This is a genomic window from Mucilaginibacter sp. NFX135 (assembly GCF_048565145.1).
Classification (GTDB): Bacteria; Bacteroidota; Bacteroidia; order Sphingobacteriales; family Sphingobacteriaceae; genus Mucilaginibacter.
This window is the reverse complement of the sequence record NZ_CP183412.1, coordinates 2,486,627-2,502,151: the sequence shown is the minus strand read 5'-3', so window position 1 is coordinate 2,502,151 and position 15,525 is coordinate 2,486,627. Positions and strand designations below refer to the sequence as shown.

10 protein-coding genes are annotated in these 15,525 nt (G+C 41.1%); 1 reads left to right on the top strand and 9 read right to left on the bottom strand.

Translation table 11 applies throughout. The features are described from left to right. Positions 1 to 43 precede the first annotated feature (43 nt). The 9 genes from ACNURT_RS10680 to ACNURT_RS10640 all read right to left on the bottom strand — a co-directional run bounded on the left by ACNURT_RS10680 (position 44) and on the right by ACNURT_RS10640 (position 13,709). Positions 44 to 1,207, bottom strand: a complete 1,164-nt coding sequence (locus tag ACNURT_RS10680) for an acyltransferase family protein (RefSeq protein ID WP_419701741.1) — start codon at positions 1,205 to 1,207, stop codon at positions 44 to 46. 1 nt (position 1,208) lies between these two features. Beyond that, the gene (locus ACNURT_RS10675) at positions 1,209 to 3,425 is read right to left on the bottom strand and encodes an alpha-N-acetylglucosaminidase (protein WP_419701740.1); all 2,217 of its coding nucleotides are present in this window, start codon (positions 3,423 to 3,425) and stop codon (positions 1,209 to 1,211) included. A 42-nt stretch (positions 3,426 to 3,467) separates the two neighbouring features. Further along, on the bottom strand, positions 3,468 to 5,000 hold the full coding sequence (locus ACNURT_RS10670; RefSeq protein ID WP_419701739.1) for a glycoside hydrolase family 28 protein: 1,533 nt from the start codon (positions 4,998 to 5,000) through the stop codon (positions 3,468 to 3,470). 137 nt (positions 5,001 to 5,137) lie between these two features. Then, the gene (locus ACNURT_RS10665; RefSeq protein ID WP_419701738.1) at positions 5,138 to 6,727 is read right to left on the bottom strand and encodes a RagB/SusD family nutrient uptake outer membrane protein; all 1,590 of its coding nucleotides are present in this window, start codon (positions 6,725 to 6,727) and stop codon (positions 5,138 to 5,140) included. A gap of 28 nt (positions 6,728 to 6,755) precedes the next feature. Beyond that, positions 6,756 to 10,094, bottom strand: coding sequence for a TonB-dependent receptor (locus tag ACNURT_RS10660; protein WP_419701737.1), 3,339 nt, complete (start codon positions 10,092 to 10,094; stop codon positions 6,756 to 6,758). Positions 10,095 to 10,291: 197 nt separating this feature from the next. Further along, positions 10,292 to 11,485 (bottom strand): FecR family protein, encoded by a 1,194-nt coding sequence (locus tag ACNURT_RS10655; protein ID WP_419701736.1) that lies wholly within the window; start codon positions 11,483 to 11,485, stop codon positions 10,292 to 10,294. Between the two features lie 69 nt (positions 11,486 to 11,554). After that, positions 11,555 to 12,154 carry an RNA polymerase sigma factor gene (locus ACNURT_RS10650; protein ID WP_370996647.1) on the bottom strand — a complete coding sequence of 200 codons (600 nt, stop codon included), beginning with the start codon at positions 12,152 to 12,154 and terminating at the stop codon, positions 11,555 to 11,557. A 191-nt stretch (positions 12,155 to 12,345) separates the two neighbouring features. Next, positions 12,346 to 13,062, bottom strand: a complete 717-nt coding sequence (locus ACNURT_RS10645) for a DUF3307 domain-containing protein (RefSeq protein ID WP_419701735.1) — start codon at positions 13,060 to 13,062, stop codon at positions 12,346 to 12,348. Then, positions 13,062 to 13,709: a hypothetical protein gene (locus ACNURT_RS10640; RefSeq protein ID WP_419701734.1), complete on the bottom strand. Its 648-nt coding sequence runs from the start codon at positions 13,707 to 13,709 to the stop codon at positions 13,062 to 13,064. The genes ACNURT_RS10645 and ACNURT_RS10640 overlap by 1 nt, the downstream gene beginning before the upstream one ends. A gap of 403 nt (positions 13,710 to 14,112) precedes the next feature. On the opposite strand from ACNURT_RS10640, the gene ACNURT_RS10635 reads away from it, so the two are divergent. After that, entirely contained in the window at positions 14,113 to 15,525 is a 1,413-nt protein-coding gene (locus ACNURT_RS10635; RefSeq protein WP_419701733.1) for a nicotinate phosphoribosyltransferase, read from the top strand.

Sequence of the window (15,525 nt, the reverse complement as noted above, 5' to 3'; positions counted from 1 at the left end):
AAACTTCATAAGTAAGCTGCGGTATCCAATTTTAATTAACGATTCAGATCTTTAGAAAAATTTTATTCCGGTATAAAATATACAGAAAGGTGAGTTGTACAATAACTATCGAAACCGCAGCCCAGAAGGTTTGCCAATTCTGGGCCAGGTGAGCAATAAGCCCTCCAAATAAGAAATTAGCGGTATGTTGAAAGTCAACCATCCCCTCGGCTGCTAAATATATAACAATAGAATTTACACCAATAAGTACAAATGGAAATGCCCATTTACGGTAACCCGCAACATCAATAACTAAGTAAAAAACCGAAAGAAATATTAAACTCCACCCACCAACAAACAAAACAAAAGAGCTTGTCCATAAACGTTTGTTGATCGGGAAAGCCATGTTCCATAACAATCCCAGGGATATTAATACCAGACCTCCGATAAAAAGCCCCAGCCCCTTTTTCCACATCGGCCATTTTGCTGATTCGTATTTCAAAAACTGACCGGTAAATATGCCCAGCATAGCCGTACCAATTGCCGGGATAGTGGATAATATCCCTTCGGGGTCATGTACTTTGTCATGTAACCTGCCAGGAAGCAATAGACGATCTATATACGATTCAAGACTGCCGTTCATTGTTAAAACGCCGGCTCCATAACCCGGAACCGGGATCAGCTCCATAGCAGCCCAATAACCCAGCAATAATATACCCAACCACCACACCTGTCCCCGTAAACCAAAATTCAGATAGATGAGGCCTGCAAAAAACCAGGCCAGGCCAATACGTCCCAACACACTCGCAAAACGGGTATTTTCATAACCATTAAATTTAAACAGCCCATTAACCACCATACCTAAAAAGATCAGGATCAGCGTTCTCCTAACCATTGATCTGTAGATTTCCTTTTTTGCGTTAGCGGGCAATAAATTAGGATAGGCAACCCCATATTTACCTACCTTATTACTCATGGAATAAGGCACGGAAACCCCGGCAATAAATAAAAACAGCGGGAAGATCATGTCATAAAATGTGATACCATTCCAGTTGGTATGGTGTAGCTGGCCCGACATCCATAAAAATAAAGGCCAGCCTGTGGCTTTAGCCAGCGCGTGGATAACCCCTTCTCCGCTCATGATCCAGAACATATCAAAACCACGCAGGGCATCAAGCGATAGCAGTCGGGCAGGCTTTACAGAATTTGAGGTGGCGTTTGTTTCCATCTTATTTTAAATCTTCTCCCATTGCTTTCCTGTATTTTATATACAACTGTTTGGCAACCGTCACACTGTTTCCCGAAGGCGATACTGGGTAGTTTTTGCGGGTATTAACCCATTGCCATTCCCATGCGCTTATCGATTTATCAAAAGCTTTAAGATCAGGCATCTTATCAGCCTTCAACGATTCGCCCAGCAGGTCAAAAAACTGCTGCCAGCGTACTTTATAAAAATCATTCAATAAACCGCTCCATTGCCGGCAGGAGTATTCGTGCAGCGGACTGTTTTGGTCGCCCCAAAGAGTGATCAGATTACGGGCATTACGCTCATACAGGTTTTTTTCTTCTTCGTTATCTCCCCAGTTACGGGCATCTGATATCCAGGGACCCAGTAAAAAATCTTTCCGGGTAGCCAGCAACTTATCCATATCCGCAATAAGCTCCAGGTATTCGGAGGTGTATTGATCAAATGCCTGGCGGTCCTTATCTTGATATGCTTTCAGCCATTTTAACTGCAGCGGCCTGGCATAATTGGCCAGGGCCTGACGTGAAACGTCAACCAGGTCATAGTTGAACCCTTCGCTTTTCTGGCAAGCCGGAATGGCTTCTATCATTTTATCCCACGCGGGTAAAAAGTCTTTACGTTTATAGTTCAGTCTGGTGCGTGTCCACACAGCTGCAGAATCAAGCGTAGGTCTGCCGGTAATGATCGATTCGGCACCATCACGAATGTCTTTTCCGTTGAAGACAGTACTCCGCAGTGTTTGCCAGGCCTCCAATGCAGCTGTATTTTTTACCCCATATCGGTTCAGTAGATACTCGGGCAACCACTTATCCAGGTCAATAGGCTCTTTTTGCCAGGTATTTTGCGTCATCAGTTCATACAAAACGGGCGTTTGTTCAATAGCCTCCATAGTTAAGCCAATACCCACCATCCGGCCTGAAGCGGGGTCATGAAGAGCGGCGGCGGGTTCTTTTGCCACAGCATCCATCCTGCCAAATAAACTGATATTGCCACCGTAATTATGCAGCATATTCCAAATCCAGGGCTTTCCGTAAAACGCGTTGGTGCGTTTCCAGATGGGTTCAAAATCTGTATTCAGATCTAAAACGATCATGTGTTCATTAGGCACAGCATTTAATAAAGCTTTGATTTGCTGATCGTGCCAAAACTCGCGGTCGCTGTAAAACAACCAGCCCTGCATAACCCAAATCGCTTTTGGATCAGCGCCCTTCATACCATCATATACACGGGCGCTCAATTCAGCCAAAAATTGCGGATCATTTGACGGCGGCTCGTTTTCATTAAAGGTATCGGCCGAATACAGGTGATCTGTTCCGTAGATCCTGGTTTGTTCCTGAATAAATTTCCTGCCGATCTCCGCAAACAAAGGGTCTTCAGAATCCAGTATATAAGTATCGGCAAAACCGTTTTTCCAATTGGTTTGCTTAAGTTTAGCCTTTGGAAAATGTGTTTTAAACGAAGCAGGAACATGTCCTGTAAAGGCTGGCAGTACGGGTTTTAAACCCAATTCTCTTTCTCTTTTTAGTATTTTTAATTGCAGATCTTTATGGTTATTTATCCAGCTCTCGGGTAAAGGGCCGTCCCATTTATCCATGTTACCCATATAAAACCATCCAAAGTAAGCCGGACCGGTAAAAAAGTCCTGCATATCGGTTTTACTAAATCCCATATTGGTGTATACCTTGTTCCATACATATTCCTGCCCCGTAATTGCCAGTGGTATATTAATACCATGCAAGGCCATCCAATCAATCTCCTTTTCCCAGCGTTTCCAGTCCCACCAGCTCATGCTATAGCTATAAGTACAATAGTTTAAATAGTAGCGGTAATCATAAGGTGTATCTTTCCTAACCTTTTTAGTTGGTATAGGTAATTTAGCGGGCAAATTCAAATTCGTGCCATTCCAGGTTATTTGGCAATGCGCGTACTGTGTTAAATAATAATACAATGCCGAAGCCACCGCGATGCCGTTGTTTCCCCGCAAAATGATCATCTCATTGGCACCATCAACCTCAAAAACATCTTTTGCCGTATTGCTTTGTAGTGCCTGGACTTTAAATTTCTGCGCATAATCTGGTATTACTCTTTTGATGAGCGCATATGAAGCCGGCAAGTTTAATTGCGCACGGGCATTGGTAAAAACACTACAAATAAGGCAGATCAATAAATATTTGAGGCGGCCTTTATTACCTGTCATCATTTTTTAGTTCTTTTAATAACTCTTTGCTCCCAATTCATTAAGTTATTGTATTTTAATAAATTTCTTATCATTTCCCTTTAGTTGTATATCTTGCAATAAGGGATCTTTGACACCGTTCAGGATCATGATGGGTAACACATCGTTGTGACTTGCGTTTACCTTTTCAAGAGTCAGCTTATCTACATCATCAAAAATAAAGGGCGTGCGAAAGTCCTTGCCTGCATAAGTGATACTAATATTTTTCATTTTTATACCAGCAGCATGCCTTACGTAAAATCCGGAGGCAGGTAATTCGCCAAACATGGAGAACTCAGGATAGTTAGCTATTTTTTCAGGGACTTTGGTTAAAGAATCTGTGTTAAAATAAGCAACCTGTTTTTTGGCGATACCATGATAATTGATAGCGATATTTTCAAGCGTAATGTTATTGGGTGCAAAACCCGGTATACCTGTAATAGATGATGGGAAAACATTATGAGCAAACTGTTCGGGTGGCCCCTCCATGTGATAACCCGCATCTGGTTTGCCGGCTGGTACCTCACATTTAACATTACCGATGTAAACGTTATTAATTGATCCCGGCGAGCTCTTTTTATTTCGTTTCCCTAAGCGGATAAAGATGGCATTTCCGGTATTTTTTGCAACCACATCCCTAATATCAATGTCGCTTATCACGGCGCCATCTACCGATTCAATGGCGATAGCTGAACGATAAGTATCGTACACATAAATATTACGAACTGTTATTTTTTTAAACCCGCCATGGGAAGCCGTTCCCATTTTAAAGGCACTGGCGCTTGAACGCACCCGGCAGTTAGCGACATATATATTTTCGCAGGCACCTTGCGGATCAGATGATTTAAGGCAGATACCATCATCGGCCACATTAAAAAAGCTATTGGTCAGCTTCACATTTTTACAGTCGACCAGATCTATCCCGTCATTGTTTAAAAATGTATTGCTGGTCACTTTGATGCTGTCAATAACCATGTTGGTACAGTTTCTGTAATCCTGTATCCAGCATAACCCATTTTTAATGGTAATATTTTTAAGCTTAACCTGATCGCATTTCTCAAAAACAATAAGCTTAGGCCTGTTATCTTCTTCGGGGCGTAATTGGTGCCAGTCGTTATAGGTTTTCCATTCCGTATCTTTTAGCGTCCCATCGTTTAGCATCCGGTAAATATCTTTTAACAAAGCTTCACCCTGCCCATTGATAGTACCCTTTCCGGTGATGGAAATATTTTGCTGTCCTTCCGCCCTGATCAACGGGGATGCTTTTCCAGAACCATAGGTAATACGCTTTATAGATGCACATAACTCAGAGCCTGAGGTGAGGTGTAATTCCACATTTGATCGTAAATGAATTACGCTGGTCACAAATTTACCAGCCGGAAACCAAACTGTGCCCCCCCCTGCTTCAAAGGCCTCGTCAATGGCCTTTTGGATAATGCGGGTATTATCGGTTTTACCATCAGCTATGGCTCCAAGGGTCTTGATATTATATACCTTTTGCTGTGCAAATGCTGTGTTAATAAGGACTACTGAAAATATAAATAATAGGGTTGATCTCATACTATTTTAAATGATTTAAAACCATTGTTTGGTTTTCATCTATCTGCTTATGATCAAAATTATGATAATCGGTTTTATTGAAGAAAGATAGAAATAAATCCCCGGTCATAAATGGCCGGGGATTTAAATAAGAACTATCAATAACCCGGATTTTGGGTTAATTTAGGGTTCAACTGCATTTCTGGCCTTGGAATAGGGAAAATGCGTTTATTGGGATTAGCATCAGTTTTTATACCCCATGGTTTTTCAAATTGCCCAAACCTGATCATGTCGTTTCTTCTCCAACACTCCATAGCCAACTCTCTTCCCCGTTCGTCCAATATATCCTGCAATGCTACAGAAGCAAGGCCGGTAGCTTTGGCGCGTGTACGCACCTGGTTAACCAATGATAATGCAGTTTGGCCGTTGGTAGCAGGTGCTCCCCTTAATATGGCTTCGGCTTTTTCCAATAAAACATCGGCATACCTAAACATAGGCACATCGTTGCTTTGGTTACGGGTGGTACTCAGGCTATCCGGATAAAATTTATTATTTCTGTAGCCTTCTTCATTAGCAAGCTCATCATTGCCAATATCAAAAGTCGCGTTGTTTTTCCATACAATGTCCGGGGTAAATTCCAATTGATGTACAACAACTCCAGTAGGGTTAGGGCCGCTGTAACTGGCATCAAGACCTATATTAGTTGTGGTAATGTTAATAGGTGTTCCGTCGTTATTGTACTGTTTGCCTACAAGATATTGTTTTTTGCGGATGTCATTAGCATCGTTGAACAAGGCGTAATATTGTTTATAGGTATATACAGGCCCATCGGGAGTGTACGGCAATTTATACTTAGCAGCTAAATTGGGGTTAATTGTCCACCTTGCGTAATACATGCCTTGTGCCAGTAAAGCGTCATAGGGTATGGCAAAAATAAAATCTTTTACCGCCGGGCCGTTACTTGGTTTAAACATGCCTAAATAATCACTATCTAAACTATATTGACCTCCCTGTATAATGTTATCGCACATGGTAACCGCATCCTGGTATCTTGGCGTTCCGATGTAGTATTCTGCATTCAGATACATTTTAGCCAAAATGGCGTACGCCAAATATTTTGTAGGCCTGCCATAAGTGGAGACACCTACGGTTGCACTCAAATTTGGGATTTGCGCCAGTAACTCACTTTCAATAAAAGCAAAAACCTGTGCCCTTGGTTGTGTGCCTAAATTGGTGGTATCGCCAAAAGTTTTAGATATAGGCACATTACCAAACAAATCCATCATATAAAAGTATGACATGGCCCGCATGGTTTTTACTTCGGCAATGGTTTGTTGTTTGGCTGCACTTTCGGGTGCTGAAGTAAATAACGACAATACCTTATTACAGTTACTGATGGTTGTGTACCCCCATGACCAGCATGATTCTATCATGCCGTTATCCGGTGTTACGGTATGTAAATTTACAGTGGAGTATGTGCCGCCGTCTAACCAGTTACCGCCGCGGGCTACCAATACGCTTTCGTCTGTACTAAGATTTTGTAACAGCCAGTACTCGCGGCCAGGTGAGGTGCGGAATGAAGTATAAATAGGACCTGTTGCTGCCACAAATTGTGCAGCTGTTGTTGGGAAATTGCTTGGTGTAAGTGCAGACTTCGCTGCGACATCCAATTTTGTACAGCTCGACAGGTAAACTGCTGCTCCAGCAAGCAAAGCTACGATGCTGAGTTTCTTATATATATTATTCATGTGGTTCATGTCAATTAAGTTTTAGGTATTATAAATCTACTTGTACACCAGCCAGGAAGCTCCGTGTTTTAGGATAAAAGTTATTACTATCTACTCCTATAAACTGGCCGCTGGCCTGATTATTCAGGCTCAGGTTCAACTCTGGGTCAACACCCTTATACTTTGTTATGATAAACAGGTTGGTACCGGTAACATAAAAACGTAACCCATGTATGTAGTTACCCTGGATCTTGGTTTTGTATGACAAGGTTGCGTTACTTAACCGCACAAAAGTGCCGCTTTCAAGGTAACGGGTTGAGTATAAATTCGCATTTACATCATTAGCCGGTTCGCTCAATGTTAGCACAGGTACGCCATGTGCCGAGGCTTGTGTAGGCTGATTAAAGCTTGCCAGTGATGCATTCATGATTTTATTACCGCCCTGACCCCGGAAAAAGAAATTCAGAGTGAATTTTTTATAAGTAAAATCGTTACCCCAGCCAAATGTATAGGTTGGCTGCGCATTGCCGGCATAAGTTTGATCGGCACTTGTTGGCGTAGTTGTAGGTTGGCCATTGGCACCCAGATAGGTTGATACGCCATTAGTACGGCCAATATATTTCAGCGTATAAAACTCGCCAAGCGGGTATCCTGATTCAATAATAGATGTTTTAATACCACTTTGTCCTGGCCCTTCCGGATCGCCTACATAAATTTTTGAAAGGTTGGCACCCATCGAGGTGATCTTGTTTTTATTAAAGGCTATATTTCCATAACTGCTCCAGGTAAAATCCTTTGATTTTACAGGGGTTCCGTTTAAAGATACCTCAACTCCTTTATTGCTCATACTGCCTACGTTGGCGGTAGTGGTACCCACAAAGTTATTGATCAGCGCAACAGGAATATTAAAGATCATGTTGGTTGTTTTTTTATTGTAAACATCAACTGATCCACTCAATCGCCCTTTAAATAAGGAGAAATCAATACCACCGTTTAAGGTAGCTGTGTTTTCCCACTTTAAATCTGGGTTGGGATTTTGAGTTATACCAACGGCGCTGGTATAAACCCCGTTATAATAAAAGTAGCCAGTTGTGCCGTATAAGGTTTGCGGTGTATATGGGTTGAATCCTAATGCATTACCTGTTTGCCCATAACCGATACGAACTTTCAGATCATCAAACAAAGTTTGTGATTTCATAAATGATTCATCAATAACCCGCCATGCTGCCGAAACTGCGGGAAAATAACCCCAGCGGTTATTGGTACCGAACGCGTTTGAACCATCGCGGCGTATAGAGGCCTGTAAAATATATTTGCCTAAATAACTGTAGTTTAAGCGCGAATAAAACGATATTAAACGTAAGGTATTAAATGATAAAGTTGTGTTTCCAAGATCTGAGTTGAGACCTGTCTGGCTACCTAAACCCAAATTATAATAACTGGTTGCATCAGACGGAAAGCCCTGAGCTACTGACTGAAAGCCATTGCCTACCGTAGTTTCATCATACGAGTAACCAAACAAAGCCTTAAAATCATGCTTATCGCCCCAGTTATGGGCATAGGATAAATAGTTTTCGAATACCTTTTTAGTATCCTCATAGGTTGAGCGTGTAGCTTTTCCACCCAGGTTTGGCGCCAATTCCGAAGCCGAATCATAATAGGTGTTATTATTGGTGGTCCTGCTCTGATAGGCTAAGTTTAAATTATACAATAACCCAAATGGCAATTGCAGCTCGGCCTTGGTATTAGCCAATAAAAGATTGATTTTTTGTTGATAGGTATCATTGGTGATCAGGCCTACCGGGTTATAACCCAATTTTAAAGTGGGATCATTATACAATGTACCATCAGCATTATAAATGGTACGGGTTGGCAAATATTGCACTATTGATTTAAACAAGCCCGGACTTTGACCATTTGCTGTATATAACGGAATATCGTTCACCAGCAAACCTGAATTAGTTACTGAATTACTGACAGAAAAGTCGAGTTTCAATTTATCATTCAATGTTTTTTGGGATACGTTAAGCCTGCCGATAACACGCTTTAAATTACTGGTTTTCACAATACCCTGGTTATCCAGGTAATTTAAACTTCCGCCATAAACTGTTTTATCTGTACCGCCGCCGAATGAAAGATTATGATTCTGAGAAAAACCGCTGCTGCGTTCCACCGCTTTTTGCCAGTCGGTATTACCGCCATTATCATTAGCCGGTGTAAAGCTTTGTCCATTGGCTTTAACATAAGCCCTTAACTGATCGGCGCTGGCTACTTTAAACGAGTTGGATATCTTATCCATTGATGCATAAGCGTCATATGACATCCTTAACTGCCCTGGCTTGGCTTTTTTGGTGGTAACAATAATTACCCCATTAGTGGCCCTGGTACCATAAATAGCAGCGGCTGAGGCATCCTTCAACACATCAATTGAGGCAATATCTGTTGGTGCAACTAATTTAAAATCGGCATCAGGCACACCATCAATTACATAAAATGCTGATGAACCTTCGGGGCGTACGGTTGAGGGGCCACGGAGGGTAACTGTTGCAGCTCCGTTAGGGTTACCATCATTGGTAATGTTTAACCCGGCTACTTTACCCTCTAACAGATCGGCTGGTGTTGATACCACACCGGCATTAAATTGCTCAGCCTTAACGGTAGAGATGGCGCTGGTTAGCTGCCTTTTAGTGCTGGTACCATAACCAACTACCACTACTTCATTCAACCCTTTTTGATCCTCATTTAATGTAACGGCAAGTGTTGTTTGATTTTCGATCACCACCTCCTTCATTTCAAAACCAATAAAGCGAAATTGAATAACACTTCCTTTTTCGGCATTGATGGTAAATGTTCCATCGGCTGAAGTTGAAGTAACTATGGAAGTCCCTTTGACCTGTACGGTTACCCCAGGGATGGATACGCCCATTTTATCGACTACCTTACCGGTAATGCGGATGGGTACCCGCTTTTCATTTTGATCATTACCCGATGGCTGGGTTGGCTCTTTGATGATGATGGTATTGTCATCAAGCTCATAGGTTAATGGCTGATCTTTAAATATTTTTATCAGCACTTCGCTAAGCTCCGTATTAGTTACGTGTATAGACACAGGCCGGGCTTTTTTGATAACCTGATTATTATACATAAACAAGTACCCTGTTTGCTTTCGCAACTCTTTTAAAACCGATCTCAGGTCACCGTTTTCCTTAGAAAGGTTAACTTTTTGCGCCATGGTTGATGCGCTCAGGTGCATGGTCAGTACAAATAAAAGGACGCCCGTTAGTTTCATTATCCGTAATACCTGTTTAAAATAGCTACCGCGTAGGTTTGTGTTTTTAAACCCCTCGCCATAAGGCATAGGAGCTTTAGAATGTAGAAGTAGTTTCATACATTTGAATGTTTGGGTTAAGTTTAAATCAATGGGTTACAATTGTAATTTGGGTTGATCCAATCATTTAGCCTCCCTGGCCGGAATCCGGGGGGGCTTTGCTTTGGGAAACCCTTTTTGGGGAGGTTATGTCTTTCGTTTTCTCATTTTATAGGAGTTTATTGGTTTTTAATTAATTGGCTAATATTCTTCTGTATTTATTTTTTTTCAACCGTTACCATGTTTCCGTTAATCGCAAACTTTGCGCCGCCGGTTGATTCCAGGATCTTAAATACCCTGGATAAATTACTATCTTTTCTGATCTCTCCCGTAAAATTCAGGGTTGGCTTAGGTCCTTTGTAAATTACCTCTATGTTGTACCACCTGGCTAATTGAAGCATTACATTATCGATCTCGGTATTGTCAAACAGGAACAAACCATTTTTCCAGGCTAGAATATCATCTGTATCCACCGTTTTCACGTTAAACTTATGGCTGTCGGGCTCATAAATGGCTTGTTGACCTGGTACTAATAATTGATTTTCGCCAGCTTTTGAAATTTTTACCGAGCCTTTTATAAGCGTTGTTTTAAAGGCAGGCTGATCTTTATAAGCGCAAATATTGAAATGGGTACCTAATACCTCAACCGTTTGATCACTGAAATGTACACGGAAAGGCATTTTTTTATTCTTGGTAACTTCAAAATAAACTTCGCCTGATATCGTAACGACACGTTCATTACCTGTAAATGCTATAGGGTAAGTAATAGATGATTCTGCATTAAGCATCACCAGAGTACCATCAGGCAACTGCAGCCTATATTGCCCGCCGCGCGGCGTCGACATCGTGTTGTAAACAGGTGCTTCGTTAGTAGAGCCGGCTTGTTTATAGGCCAGTTCACCGTTAGCCAGCTTTACAACAGAGGCATTCCCTTGCTGTGCCAGCGTTCCGTCCTTTGCATCATTCAATACGATCTTCGCTCCGTTTGAAAGCGTCAGGATGGCTTTATTTCCACCAGGCTTTACATCATTCCGGGATTTGGTTGCAGTAAGCTTTTCCTGAAAATTATGATCAATATACACATATAAACCAAGGGATACACCTAAAAACAGAGCAATGGCAGCAGCATATCTCATCCATAAAAACCTCTTCGGGGTTATTGGCACCACGTTATCGCTAAAATTATCTGCTAAATTTTCACTTAAAACGGCACCCAATATTTTTTCGCGTGTTCCTTCGGCAAATGGATCATGCGTTGTCTGGTTACCAGATAAATACATTTCCTCCATCAGCGAAGTAACTATCGCCTCAGAATCGGGATCGTTAATGAGACGCATAAGCTCATCCCGTTCCTGCCCGGTTGCTGTTTTATCAAAATATCGACGAAATAAATAGGTTAATCTCTCAGACATGCTTTTCAGTCTTATAACCCTAAAGACCCAAAAGCAATAAAAAAGGGGTAATGCCCGAAAAAATATTTTTTATTTAAATAACAACGGGGTCAATAAGATCAGGATGATCACATTATTATTTTCCAGGCTGATGCTGTTTTTGATAGAACGCAACGCCAATTTCATATGTTTTTTTACGGTTTCGGCAGAGATATTTAAAACCGCAGCTATCTCTTCATATTTTAACCTTTCGTTTCGGCTCAGGAGATAAACCTTTTGCTGCTGCGGAGGTAATTTACTCACGGCTTTGTCAATCTGGATACGACAAGCCTCCTCTATACTTACCTGATCTAATTCATAGATCTCCTCCTCAAATTGTTTTTCCCAAGCTAATTGACGCACCCGTTCACTTGCTTTTTTCCGAAGAAAATTATAGGTCTGGTTCCTACTGATAATGAACAGGTAATAACTAAAATTATCTATTTCGGTCAGACATTCTCTTTTAGTCCAGATCTTTATAAAAACATCTTGTACAATTTCTTCGGCCAATTCTACAGATTCTGTTAGTCTTACCACATAATCACCCAGCTGCCTGTAATAAGCATCAAAAAGTTTTGTAAAAGCACGCTCGTTGCCACAGGCTACCTGTTTTATCAACTCACTTTCATTGGGTAGGGGTTTTATGGCCAACTTTTGCTTCTGTTAATTCCGTTTTAAATTTATGTAAAATTCGCTCTGGTTAAGCTAATTCAACACAAAATTCTACAGATATAATTAAGCAGTGTTCTTGAAATGATCTGGGGAGTTACCCAAATGTTCAATATGCGTATATTTGTGCAAATAACTAAGATTTATAAATGTGCTTTACTCAACTATCCTGATTAGGTTTTTAAAATGCAGTTCGCTATTACCCCAACAATTGCGGCTGATGAAAAACTGATTAAAGTACCTACCAAAATATATTCCGTTTTCTTTTGCTCCCGATCATCCTTATCGCCAAAGCGGAGTATGGATTTAGCTGCCATTAAAAAACCTAAAGCTGTATATTGATTGCTGATAATAAATGTTAATATCAAAACACGTTCGCATCGTCCAATCCACATGCCGGCTTTACTTAAGCCCCCGGTATCCATGGCCGCCTCTTTTTGCCACTTTTCTGTTGCTTTGCCAATAGCTATCCCTAAGGGACCAATTACCAAATAATAAGACAATATCAATGTCCAGAAATGAGGAGAGTTTAAGTATTTAACCGCCCATGCTGTTATCCAATGGCAGTCAAAATAAACCACTACCCAAATCAGGAAAATAACAGTAAGATGTAATAACTGATCAAACAAAAAATAGAGGAAGTTATTGGGACGATGGCTTTTCCAGATATCTATTGCCAAATGACTCACTAGTACAATCATCGGGAAATACCATTTATCCCAGTCCCACAAAAACACGTAGGTTAATACGGTTACCACTAATACGTGGTAATACATTTGAGGTGCTTTCTCCTTTTTTCTTTCCTTAGCCTTTACCCAACTCAGGGGCTGTAGCAGAAAATCACCCAGCAGATGCGCCATTAATAACCTTAATAAAATACCCAATTCCATTATGCAAAATATTGTTTATTCAGATCCGCGTTTATATAACTAATACCTTTTTCAACCTCTTTCCACTTTGCGGCTCTTAAGCTTTTGGCTACAGCCGGCTGACTCATTTTCAGCTCCTTTGCTATTTTTTCCTGCGTACTATCCTCTATACTTAATAGCTGATAAATGGTTTCTGCCTGATTTATCGTCCATCCTTTTATAATCATATTAATATACATCAGTATTACCTGGTAGGTATTAGTTTTAGCCTCATCAAAGATAGTGAGCCTGATGATCTCCTCTTTATCCATTTTATCAAAATTTCTTCCCGAAAAATGGAACGCTTCTCCATCTGAATCTAAAACATTTTTACCAAGATACGCTATTTCACCAATTCCGATTGAAAGCCGGGTACCCAAACGGGTAACACTATGTTTATCAGAATTCATTTTAAACCAGCATATCAACCGTATACATTTATTTAAAATATCACTTATGTTATCGGTTATAAACTGATAGCTATCACCTCTAAATATGGCAGCATCCATAGGTTGCCGGACCATCGATCTTAATAAGTGTTCAGTATCGCTTACTAACTTACCACGCTTTTGATCTGATAGCCTGGTAAAATTTTTAATATCCCCCGTAACAACTCCATATATTTTCATAACATCCGCATTTACACATGCTAAATTATAACTAATTTTATTTATATCAAAATAAAATAACCATATTAAGTTATATTTGTACTATATAACCTTTTTTAGTTATTAACATTAATTATAACCTTTTTTCAAAAGAAATCAATTACATAACAACCATCAACAACCGAACTTGATTGCTGTGTGCATATTAATAACTTTGTAGCATGTCAACCTCTCAAAACATTAAAGTAGCCGTTGACGCGGTTGTATTTGGACAGCCGGCTCTCCGGCAGCAAAAGATGATATTATCGATCTTAACTGGTTTAAATTATCAGATCTGCCACAGATGTTAACCGACGGTTTCATCAGCGATGAACACCATGAGTTATTTGATTTATCATTAATAAATACCTAAAAAAATAAAGCCATGAAACGCGAAAATCTGATTCTGTTGGCTGACGCATATAAATACGCCCACCATAAATTTTACTATCCCGGCACTACTCAAATATACAGCTACCTGGAAAGCCGTGGCGGCTGGTTTGACGAAACCATATTTTTTGGGTTACAATACTTTTTAAAGGAATACATTCAAGGACAAGCATTTACACAACAAGACATTAACGAAGCCGAAGGCTTTTTGCAACAGGTATTTGGCAGGGATGATGTATTTAACCGTGCAAAATTCCAATATATCCTGGATAAATATAACGGCCATTTGCCCATTAAAATAAAGGCGGTTGCCGAAGGTACCGCTGTGCCCACAGGCAACGTGCTGATGACCATTGAAAACACCGATCCGGAGTGTTACTGGCTTACCAACTTTTTAGAAACCCTGCTGATGCAAGTATGGTACCCATGTACCGTGGCTACCCTCAGTAACCAGATCAGGAAGGTTATCACCAAATACTACCGGGAAACCGCTACTGACGGTGCTGAGGCTGGGATTGATTTTGTACTGAACGATTTTGGTTTCCGTGGTGTAAGCAGCGTGGAAAGCGCCAAACTGGGCGGAGCCGCTCACCTTATTAACTTCAGCGGCAGCGATAACCTGGCCGGCAGCAGCATGGCTATTAATTATTACGATGCTCAGAAAGTTTATGGCCTAAGTATTCCGGCAACAGAGCACAGCATTTGCACCCTGCTGGGCAAAGAGGGCGAGCTGGAAGTTTTCAGGCACGTATTAAAAAGCTTCCCTACCGGCACCATTGCCTGCGTGTCTGACAGCTACAATATCTTCAGGGCATGCGAAGAGTATTGGGGCACCGAACTACGGGACGAGATCCTGAACCGCGAGGGTACATTGGTTATCCGCCCGGACAGCGGCGACCCCATCAGGACCCTACTGGAGATATTTGAGATCCTTTTCAGCAAATTTGGGTACACCATTAACGCCAAAGGATACAAAGTGTTACCGCCACAACTAAGGGTGATACAGGGCGATGGTGTTAATTATACCGAGATCAAAAACATCTACAAAAAACTAAAAGAAAACGGCATCAGCGCCGAAAACCTGGTACTGGGCATGGGAGGAGCTTTACTCCAAAAAGTTGATCGCGATACTCAAAAATTTGCGCTTAAATGCAGCAGCGCCGTGATCAATGGCAAAGAAGTGGCCGTTGAAAAAAGCCCAACCGAAATGGATGCCCAAGGCCACATTACCGAAAGTTTCAAAAAAAGCAAAGGCGGTCGTTTGAAACTGGTAAAAATAAACGGCATCTTTAAAACTGTCAAAGAACAAGAGCATCGCGAATTAAGCGATTATTTACAAACCGTGTTTGAGAATGGAGAGCTGGTAAATACTATCAGTTTTGAACAGGTAAAGGCAAACGCCAAATAA